Here is a 9952-nt window from a genome sequence, read left to right as displayed (position 1 = left end):
GATGCGGCTTTGCCGGCAAAGCCTCATCGCGACTGAAGTCGCTCCTACAGAGGTCGTTGCTACAGGTGGCTTCTGCGCCAGCGCCGCGCCAGCGCGCTGACCACGGCGATGGCCAGCGTCAGCGCGGCCATCGACAGGAACTGCGCGCGGGTATCGGCCGAGACCAGCAGCAGCGCGAAGATCAGCGCCAGTATCGCCAGCCCCAGCAGGGTCAGCCACGGATAGGCGGCCATGCGGAACGGCAGCGCGACCGTGCCGCGGTCGGCGCGCGCGCGCAGGATCAGCTGCGACAGCAGCGAGATCGTCCATACCAGCAGGCAGGTGGCGCCGACGATGTTGAGCAGCACCGGCAGCACCCGGCCCGGGTAGACCAGTTCCAGCACCGCCGCCGCGAACCCGAACAGCACGCTGGCCAGTACCGCCGGCACCGGCACCTGGCGGCCGTTGGCCACGCCCAGCCAGCGCGGCGCCTCGCCGCGCTGGGCGAGCGAGCGGACCATCCGCGACGCGCCGTAGAGATTGGCATTGAGCGCGGACAGCAGCGCCACCACCGCCACCAGGGTGATGGTGGTGGCCGCTCCCGGAATGCTGGCCGCCTGCAGCACCGCGGCGAACGGCGACTTCAGCGCATCGCTGGTCCACGGCACCACCGCGATGATCACGCTCAGCGAGCCGATGTAGAACACCAGGATGCGCCAGGCCACGGTGCGGATGGCGCGCGCCAGGCTGCGCGACGGATCGGCGGTCTCGGCGGCGGCGACCGCGACGATCTCGGTGCCGCCGAAGGCGAATATCACCACCAGCAGCGCCGCCCCCACGCCCGCCAGCCCCTTCGGCGCGAAGCCGCCGTTGGCGGTGAAGTTGGACACCCCGGGCGAGGCCACGCCCGGCAGCCAGCCTGCCAGCAGCGCGATGCCGATGGCGATGAAGATCAGGATCGCCGCCACCTTGAGGATGGCGAACCAGAATTCGAACTCGCCGAAGTTGCGCACGCCCATCAGGTTGATCGCGGTGAACACCAGCATGAAGGCCAGCGCCAGCGCCGGCACCGGCAACACCGGCCATACCGTCGCCAGCAGGCCGGCCGCGCCGACCGCCTCGGCGGCGATCACGATCACCAGTTGCAGCCACCACAGCCAGCCCACCGTGGCGCCGGCGGTCGGCCCCATGGCGTCGGCCGCGTACACCGAGAACGCGCCGCTGGCCGGCTTGGCCGCGGCCATCTCGCCGAGCGCGTTCATCACGATGATCACCAGCGCACCGGCCACCAGGTAGGACACCAGCACCGCCGGCCCGGCCAGTTGCACGCCCACGCCCGAGCCCAGGAACAGGCCGGCGCCGATGGCGCTGCCCAGGCCCATCATGATCAGTTGCCGCGGCTTGAGCGCGTAGTCGGCGGACGGCAGGGAGGGGCTGGCGGGCAATGACGCGGGCGATTGCGGCATCTGGGAATGTCGGCTGGGGCGGAAGCTCGCCAAGATAGCCCGTCCGGCGGATGCGTGTCTGCCCCTCGTGGCGCATGGCCACTCCCGTCGTGGCCCGGCTAGCGCAACGCACCCCGGGGAGATGGCGCCGCGCCCGGATCCATCCCGCTGCGCTACGCTTACCCGGGCTTCGCGGTCCAGGGGTACTGGAAAGCCAACCGCCGGGCAGTGCGCGGCAGGGCAGCGGCCGATGCCGCGTGGCGCCGATGCGCCGAAGCCCCGGCCGTTCGCTCACGCCGATTTGGCGGGCCTGCCGTTAAGTTTCCCGGCATCGACCGTCCCCGCCGGCCCCGCAGGGTCTTCCGGGCCTTCGTGCGAGCCGGCCGGACGCGCCGGCGGTCGTGGCGATCCCGCCAAAGGACGAAGAATGTCAGCCGCTCCCTATCCCCTGCCGCCGGACGAAGAGCAACGTCTCCGCACCCTGGCCGACTACCACCTGCTGGACACGCCACCGGAACAGGAGTTCGACCGCCTCGCCAACCTGGCCGCGCGGCTGTTCGACGTGCCCATCGTGCTGATCTCGCTGCTCGACCGGGACCGGCAGTTCTTCAAGGCCGAGGTCGGGCTGGGCCTGTGCGGCACCAGCCGGGAAGTCTCGTTCTGCGCCCACGCCATCGTCCAGGACGACATCCTCTTCGTCCCCGACGCCATGAAGGACCCCCGCTTCGCCACCAATCCGCTGGTGCTGGGCCCTCCGTTCATCCGCTTCTACGCAGGCAAGCCGTTGGTCTCGCCCGAGGGCGAGAAGATCGGCACGGTCTGCCTCATCGACCACGAGCCGCGCAGCGAACTCACCGCCGCCGACCGCAGCAACCTGGCCGACATCGCCGCGCTGGTCATGGAGCGCATGGAGATGCGGCGGCTGGACCATGTCAGGAGCATCAGCCAGACCCGCTTCGAGAACATCGCGGCGACCTCGCCGGACGCCATCATCTGCTCCAACCTCGACGGCGACATCACCTTCTGGAATCCCGCCGCGGAGAGGCTGTTCGGCTACCGTGCCGAAGAGATCATGCACCGCCCGGGCCTGATCATCGTTCCGGACAGCTGGCGCCCCATCTACGACGTCGAGATGCAGCGGCTGCGCGAGGGCGGGCGGATGGAACTGGCCGACCACACCATCGAGCTGTCGGGCCTGCGCCGGGACGGCAGCGAGTTCCCGGCCGAGTTCTCCCTGTCCACCTGGAAGGAAGGAAACGGCACCAGCATCGGCGCCATCGTCCGCGACATCAGCGAGCGGCGGCGCAACGAGGAGCGACTGTTCCGCCTGGCATCGCTGGACACGCTGACCGAGCTGCCCAACCGGGCGACCTGGCGGGCCTGCCTGGAGGATGTCCTCGCCAGCGAACGGCCGAGCACCATGCTGATGCTCGACCTGGACGGCTTCAAGGAGGTCAACGACACGCTCGGCCATTCCGCCGGCGATGCCGTGCTCAAGGAGGTCGGAGCCCGCATCTGCGCCACCTGCGACGATGCCATCATCGTGGCCAGGCTGGGCGGCGACGAGTTCGCCGTGCTGCTGCCCGGCAACCGCGCCAGCCGCGCGGTGTCGGCGGCCGAACGGCTGCTGGCCGAGGTCTCCCGGCCCTACGTCTTCGCCGGCAAGCGGCTCGACGTCGGCGTGAGCATCGGCGTCTCGCTCGGCCCGCAGCATGGCGTGCGCCCGGAGGAACTGCAGGGCGCCGCCGACCTGGCGCTGTACCGGGCCAAGGCCGCCGGCAAGGGCGGCTACCAGCTGTTCACCGCCGCCTTCCGGCAGGTGGCCGTGGCGCGCAGGGCGTTCGAGCAGGAACTGCGGCAGGCCTTCGAGAACGGCGAGTTCGAGCTGTACTACCAGCCGCAGATGTCGATCCGCGAGCGCAGGCTCACCGGGGCCGAGGCGCTGCTGCGCTGGAACCATCCCCAGCGCGGCCTGCTCACCCCGGCGTCGTTCATCGAGGTGCTGAGCCAGAAGCCCTCCGCCGCCGCGATCGGCGAGTGGATCCTGCGCAGTGCCTGCCGGCAGGCCGCGAAATGGCGCACGGCGGTGCCGGGCTTTCGCATGGGAGTGAACCTGTTCGAGGCGCAGTTCCGTTCCGGCAGGATGCTGACGTCGGTGCGCGAGGCGCTGATGGAAAGCGCGCTGCCGGCGGAGACGCTGGAACTGGAGATCGTCGAGAACGTGCTGCTGCGCAACGACCAGGCCACAGTGAAGCTGCTCAACGACCTGCGCCGGCTCGGCGTGGGCCTGGCCTTCGATGACTACGGCACCGGCTTCGCCTCGCTGAGCCTGCTCAAGAACTATCCGGTCACCCGCCTGAAGATCGATCGTTCCTTCGTCCAGGGCGTATCCACCTCCGACGAGGACGCGGCGGTGGTCAAGGTGGTGCTGTACCTGGGGCGGATCTTCGGCATGGGCGTGATCGCCGAGGGCGTGGAGAACCAGGAGCAACTGGAGTTCCTGGCCCAGAACAACTGCGAGCAGGCCCAGGGCTACCTGTTCGGGAAGCCGTGCACCGCCGCCGAGTTCGAGGATAAATTCGTCCATGCCGCGGTGACGCAGTAGCGGCCGCCGGGCCGCGCAACGGGCTGGGGGAACCCGTCGCCGCGACGGCCGGGTCCGGCACCCGATGGCTTGAGGAAAGCGCGGATGCCGCCGGGACCGCCGCCGCAGCGCACGCAACAGGCCTGCATGCGCGCGGCCGCCGGTCAGCCCGCGACCGCCGCCTCGTTGTTGCCGCGGTCGGCATCGGGCAGCCTGTGGTCCGGATCCAGGCTCACGTGCAGTACCTTCTGCGTGGTCGGCAGCACGATGCGCGGATTGGCCTGCTGCAGCCATGCCTCCACCGGGACGCGGCGGTCGAGGTGGCTGCCGTCGGCCAGGTCGATGCGCAAGGTGGCCGGCATCACCAGCCTGTGGCGGCTTTCCAGGGTCACCGCCAGGCCGTGGCCGGCATCGCCGTCCACGTACTCGGCGCGGGCGATGCCCATGTCCAGCTGCCAGTTGTTGAAGTACCAGCCGCGCCACCACCACGACAGGTCCTCGCCGGCCTCGCTCTGCATGATGCGGAAGAAGTCCGACGGGGTGGGATGCTTGTAGGCCCAGGTGGCGATGTACTTCCTGAACGCCGGATCGAAGCGCTCGGGGCCGAGGATCTGCTCGCGCAGCAGCACCAGCCCCAGCGCGCCCTTGAAGTAGGTCAGCGGGTGACGGTACTTCTCGCTGGTGGCGTCGGCGATGTCCATCAGCGTGGGCGCTTGCCCGTCGGCCAGCAGCGGCAGGATCTCGTCCACCGGGTTGCCGCCGCCGGGAGCGTACTCGCCGTCGCGCTTGGGCGCGTACTCGCCGTGGTTGAAGGCGTCGGAGGCGTAGACATCGATGAAGGTGTTGAAGCCTTCGTCCATGAATGCGTGGCGGCGCTCGTTGGAGCCGACGATCATCGGGAACCAGCCGTGGCCCAGTTCGTGCGCGGTGATCCAGAACAGCGGCTTGCCGCCGTCCTCGAAACCGTCGAACACGATGCCCGGGTACTCCATGCCGGCGCCGTGGCCGCCCAGGTTGATCGCCGCCGGCCACGGGTACGGGTACCACTGCGAGAAGTGCTCGATGGCGCCCTTCACGTACTCGGTGGAGCGGTCCCACTTGTCCGCGCCCACCCCCTCGGCGGCGTAGACCGACATCGCCAGCGACTGCCTGCCGTCGGGCAGGTTGATGCGCGCGGCATCCCACACGAACGCGGGCGAGGCGGCGAAGGCCACGTCGCGGGTGTGGTCCATGTGGAAGCGCCAGGTCCGGGTGCCGCTGGCGGTCGGCCGGGTGGACGGCTGGCCGACCTCGTCCGGGCGCACGATGTAGACGGTGCTGTCGCTGCCGCGCGCCCGCTGCAGCCGTCGCTGCTGCTCGGCGGTGAGCACGTCCTTCGGGTTGGCCAGGTCGCCGGAACCGGCCACGAGCCAGTTCCACGGCACGGTGACGGCATAATCGAAGCTGCCGTACTCCAGGTAGAACTCCGAACCGAGATAGGGCTGGGTATCCCAGCCGCGCAGGTCGTCGTAGACCGCCATGCGCGGGTACCACTGCGCGATCTCGTAGATCTCGCCGTTTTTCGACGGCGTGACCGCGGTGCGCCCGCCCCAGGTGCCGGGCACGGTGTAGCGGTAGCGCAGGTGCAGCTTGAGCGTGTTGCCGCCGCCGGACAGCGGCGCGGGCAGGTCCACGCGCATGCGGGTGTCGTCGACCAGGAACCTGGCCGGCACGCGCCGCCCCCCCTGCTCGACCTCCACCGAGGCGATCTCGTAGCCGTCGGTTGCAGGCGCCGGAGCGGCCGGCTTGCGGGCCTGGCCCGGGCGCGGCGGGCGTGGCGCGCGCGCGTCGCGGGCCCGGGCATCGGCACGGTAGATGTTCTGGTCCAGCTGCAGCCACAGCACGTCCAGCGTGTCCGGGCTGTGGTTGCTGTAGGTGATGGTCTCCTCGCCGCTCAGCCGCCGCGTGTCCGGATCGATGGTCGCGCGCAGGTCGTAGTCGGCGCGGTTCTGCCAGAACAGCGGACCGGGCCGGCCGCTGCCGCTGCGGAACGCATTGGGCGCATCGGGCAGCTGCAGCGGTGCGAACAGCGCCAGCGGATCGAACGCGCCGTCATCGGCGGCCAGCGCCGGCGCGGCGCTGGCGGCAACGGCGAGGGAGGCGGCCGCAGCGAGGCGGCGGTGGGGGAAACGGGGCATGGGGGCAGTGCCGGTAGCGAAGGGTGAACCCCGTATCTACACCCGCGGGCGATATATGGGCACTGCCATTGGTCCCGGTCCGGGCGGCGAGGCCGCCGCGGCGCGCAGGTCGGTGCCGGTACCCGCGCGCCCCCTTCCGCCGTAACGGATCTCAGCCCAGCAGGGTCTCCAGCACCGCCATGCGCACCGCCACGCCGTTGGCGACCTGGCGCAGCACCCACGACTGCGGGCCGTCGGCGACCTCGTCGGTGACCTCCACGCCGCGGTTGATCGGACCGGGATGCAGCACCACGGCATCGGCCGCGGCGCGGCGCAGGCGCTCGGCGGTGAGGCCGTACTGCTGGTGGTAGCCGTCCAGCGACGCCACCAGCCCCTCCTCCATGCGCTCGCGCTGCAGCCGCAGCATCATCAGGGCGTCGGCGCCCTCGAGCAGGGCGTCGAAGTCCTCGCCGACCACGCAGCCCTCCAGGATGTCGTCCTCGGGCAGCAGCGATTTCGGCCCGCATACGCGGATCTCGCCGACGCCGAGGGTGCGCAGCGCGTGCAGGTCCGAGCGCGCCACGCGCGAGTGCCTGACGTCGCCGACGATCGCCACCTTCAGCCGCGAGAAGTCGCTGCCCTTGGCCTGGCGCAGGGTCAGCATGTCCAGCAGGCCCTGGGTGGGATGGGCGCTGCGGCCGTCGCCGGCGTTGACCAGGGCGGTGCCCTCGCCGGCCGCCTCGGCCAGCCGCTCCACCGCGCCGTCCTCGGGGTGGCGCACGACGAAGCCGCGCACGCCCATCGCCTCCAGGTTCCTCATGGTGTCGCGCGCGGTCTCGCCCTTGCGGGTGGATGAGGTGGAGGCGTCGAAGTTGAGCACGTCCGCGCCCAGCCGCTGCGCGGCCAGGGTGAAGGAGCTGCGGGTGCGGGTGGAGGGTTCGAAGAACAGCGTGCACACCGCGGTGCCGGCCAGCACGTTGCGCTTGCCGACGCGGCCGACCGCCGCGTCGCGGATCTGCCCGGCGCGGTCGAGCAGTTGCAGCAAGGTGGCGCGCGGCAGGCCGTCGAGGGTCAGCAGGTGGCGCAGGCGTCCGTCGGAATCCAGTTGCGAGGGGGTCATTGGTCTACTCGGCAGTAACGGGAAATTCGGATCAGGGCCGTGGTCAGGGCAGCGGCGTGGCGTCGTCCGGCGCGTCCAGCCAGCGCTCGATGATCACCGCCGCGGCCACCGCGTCCAGCGCCTCGGCATCGCGGCGGCGCTTGCGCCCGGCGGCGCGCTCGGCGGCGAAGCGGCGCGCCGCCTCGACCGAGCTGGAGCGCTCGTCCACCAGCACCACCGGCAGGCGGTAGCGGCTGCGCAGCTCGCGGGCGAAGGCGTGGGCGCGCTTGCGGATGGGCTGGTCGCCGCCGTCCAGGGTCAGCGGATCGCCGACCACCAGGCCCTGCGGCCGCCATTCGTGCTGCAGCCGGTCGATCGCCGCCCAGTCCGGGCCGTTGCCGTGCACGTCGATCACCGCGATCGCCCGCGCGCTGATGCCGAAGGCGCTGCCCAGCGCCACGCCGATGCGGCGCGAACCGACATCGAAACCCAGCACCGTGGCGTCGCGGGCGATGGCGCTTGCCTCAGGCATGCCCGCTGTAGTCGGTCAGGCGGAACAGGTCCACGCCGATGCGGCCGGCGGCGGCCTGCCAGCGCTCGGCCAACGGCACGTGGAACAGCAGGTTGGCGTCGGCCGGCGCGGTCAGCCAGCTGTTCTCGCCCAGTTCGAACTCCAGCTGCCCGGCGCCCCAGCCGGCGCAGCCCAGCGCCACCACCGCATTGCCGGGGCCGTTGCCGGCCGCCATCGCCTCGAGGATGTCGCGCGAGGTGGTCAGGTACAGGCCCTCGCCGACGGCGAGGTTGGAGTCCCAGTCGCGGGCGTCGTCGTGGATGACGAAGCCGCGCTCGGGATGCACCGGGCCGCCGCTGAGCACGGGCTGGCCGCGCAGCGCTTCGTCCTGGGTGTGGATGTCCATCTGCGCCAGCACCTCGCCCAGCGTGTACTCCGAGGCACGGTTCACCAGCACGCCCATGGCGCCTTCGTCGTCGTGCTGGCAGACCAGCACCACCGAGCGGGCGAAGTTGGAGTCGGCCAGGCTCGGCAGCGCGATCAGCAGCTGGTTGGCCAGTTGGTCGGGAACGTGCGTCATGGCGCCCATTCTAGGCGGTCGCGGCCCGCGGCGCGTCATCCGCTGCCGGGTGGGCGCCCGGTGAAGGCCCGACACGCCCTATCATGTCCGCATGAGCGGCTATTGCGACCTCGCCCCGGGCCATCCGGTCCACGGCCATTACCACGACCACGAGTACGGTTTCCCGCAGCGCGACGAAGCGGAGCTGTTCGAGCGCCTGCTGCTGGAGATCAACCAGGCCGGGCTGAGCTGGGAGATCATCCTCAGGAAGCGCGAGGGCTTCCGCGCCGCCTACCACGGCTTCGACGTGGACGCGGTGGCCGCCTACGGGCAGGACGACGTGGCCCGCCTGCTGGCCGATCCGGGCATCATCCGCAACCGCCTCAAGATCGCCGCGGCGATCCACAATGCGCGGGTGATCGCCGGCCTGCGCGACTCGCACGGCGGCTTCGCCGCCTGGCTGGACGCGCACCACCCGCTCGACAAGCCGGGCTGGGTGAAGCTGTTCAAGCGCACGTTCCGCTTCACCGGCGGCGAGATCACCGGCGAGTTCCTGATGAGCCTGGGCTACCTGCCCGGCGCGCATCGGCCCGATTGCCCGGTGCAGACGCACATCGCAGCCTTGGCGCCGCCGTGGATGCGCGGCCCCGCCCCCGTTCCCGGGCACGGGAAACCGTAGAGCGCCAGCACCCTGCCGCCGCTCACACGCCCATGTAGCGGTGGGGCCGGTGGTTGAACATCAGCACCAGGCTCAGCAGCACCGCGCCCAGCGCCGAGTACCCCACCTTCTGCGGGGTGAGGATGAAGAACGCGGCGATCATCAGCATCGCATCGAAGCTCATCTGCACCTTGCCGGCGCTGATGCCGTGGTCGCGCTGGATGTACACCGCCAGGATGCCGATGCCGCCGAGGCTGGCGCGGTGGCGGATGAAGAACAGGATGCCCAGCCCCACCAGCGCGCCGCCGACCACCGCCGAGTACAGCGTGGTCATGTGCGAGTAGTCGGCCCAGCGCGGCAGCAGGTCGGTCAGCACGCCGCAGGCGCCGACCGCGGCGAAGGTCTTGAGGGTGAACTCCCAGCCCATGCGCCGCACCGACAGCCAGTAGAACGGCATGTTCAGCAACACGAACATCAGGCCGAAGTTCCAGCCCGCCGCGTAGTGCACCAGGAAGGCCACGCCGGCGATGCCGCCGATCATGATCCCGCCCTTGGCGAACACCGCCAGCCCCAGCGAGGACACCAGCGTTGCCAGCAGCATGCCCTGCACGTCCTCGGCCACCGAATGGTGGTAGGCGCGGTCGTCCTGCACGGTGCCGGCCGAATCCGGCGGCGGCGTCATCCGGCCGGAAACGAAGGCGGCATCGTCCTCGGGCAGGGGCTGCTGCTCCGGACGCGGGTCGGAATCGGGAAGGCTCACGGGGAAGGGGCACGGCGAGAGGGGGTGCCACTATTAGACACCATCGCCCCGCATGGTTGCAGGCGAAACGGAGGTGCCTTCCGATGCGTGTTGCGGGCCCATTGGAGATGGCCCGCGCCCTGTAGGAGCGCCGTAGGAGCGACTTCAGTCGCGATGGGGCTTTACCGGGAAGGCCCCATCGCGACTGAAGTCGCTCCTACG

8 protein-coding genes are annotated in these 9952 nt (G+C 70.8%); 2 read left to right on the top strand and 6 right to left on the bottom strand.

Annotated elements, in window-relative coordinates; translation table 11 throughout:
* Positions 1-59 precede the first annotated feature (59 nt).
* Positions 60-1445 (bottom strand): amino acid permease, encoded by a 1386-nt coding sequence (locus tag LRX76_RS18545; protein ID WP_231807114.1) that lies wholly within the window; start codon positions 1443-1445, stop codon positions 60-62.
* 406 nt (positions 1446-1851) lie between these two features.
* Between LRX76_RS18545 and LRX76_RS18540 the strand changes: the two genes are divergently transcribed.
* The gene (locus tag LRX76_RS18540) at positions 1852-4029 is read left to right on the top strand and encodes an EAL domain-containing protein (RefSeq protein WP_231807113.1); all 2178 of its coding nucleotides are present in this window, start codon (positions 1852-1854) and stop codon (positions 4027-4029) included.
* Between the two features lie 143 nt (positions 4030-4172).
* Here LRX76_RS18540 and LRX76_RS18535 read toward each other — a convergent pair whose 3' ends face one another.
* The 4 genes from LRX76_RS18535 to LRX76_RS18520 form a co-directional block, all read right to left on the bottom strand.
* The gene (locus tag LRX76_RS18535; protein ID WP_231807112.1) at positions 4173-6185 is read right to left on the bottom strand and encodes a M1 family metallopeptidase; all 2013 of its coding nucleotides are present in this window, start codon (positions 6183-6185) and stop codon (positions 4173-4175) included.
* A gap of 151 nt (positions 6186-6336) precedes the next feature.
* On the bottom strand, positions 6337-7284 hold the full coding sequence (locus tag LRX76_RS18530; protein WP_231807111.1) for an aspartate carbamoyltransferase catalytic subunit: 948 nt from the start codon (positions 7282-7284) through the stop codon (positions 6337-6339).
* Positions 7285-7327: 43 nt separating this feature from the next.
* Entirely contained in the window at positions 7328-7795 is a 468-nt protein-coding gene (gene ruvX, locus LRX76_RS18525) for a Holliday junction resolvase RuvX (RefSeq protein WP_231807110.1), read from the bottom strand.
* Positions 7788-8354: a YqgE/AlgH family protein gene (locus LRX76_RS18520; protein ID WP_231807109.1), complete on the bottom strand. Its 567-nt coding sequence runs from the start codon at positions 8352-8354 to the stop codon at positions 7788-7790. Before LRX76_RS18520 ends, ruvX begins: the two co-directional genes overlap by 8 nt.
* 91 nt (positions 8355-8445) lie before the next feature.
* Between LRX76_RS18520 and LRX76_RS18515 the strand changes: the two genes are divergently transcribed.
* Positions 8446-9012 carry a DNA-3-methyladenine glycosylase I gene (locus LRX76_RS18515; RefSeq protein ID WP_231807108.1) on the top strand — a complete coding sequence of 189 codons (567 nt, stop codon included), beginning with the start codon at positions 8446-8448 and terminating at the stop codon, positions 9010-9012.
* Between the two features lie 22 nt (positions 9013-9034).
* On the opposite strand, the gene LRX76_RS18510 is transcribed toward LRX76_RS18515, so the two are convergent.
* On the bottom strand, positions 9035-9709 hold the full coding sequence (locus LRX76_RS18510) for a YitT family protein (protein ID WP_231807115.1): 675 nt from the start codon (positions 9707-9709) through the stop codon (positions 9035-9037).
* Between the last annotated feature and the right edge of the window lie 243 nt (positions 9710-9952).

Origin of the sequence: Stenotrophomonas sp. MMGLT7 (assembly GCF_021168555.1) — a bacterium.
In the GTDB taxonomy this organism is placed as follows: domain Bacteria; phylum Pseudomonadota; class Gammaproteobacteria; order Xanthomonadales; family Xanthomonadaceae; genus MMGLT7.
Note: the sequence above shows the minus strand (reverse complement) of the source record. Positions and strands in the feature narration are given on the sequence as shown.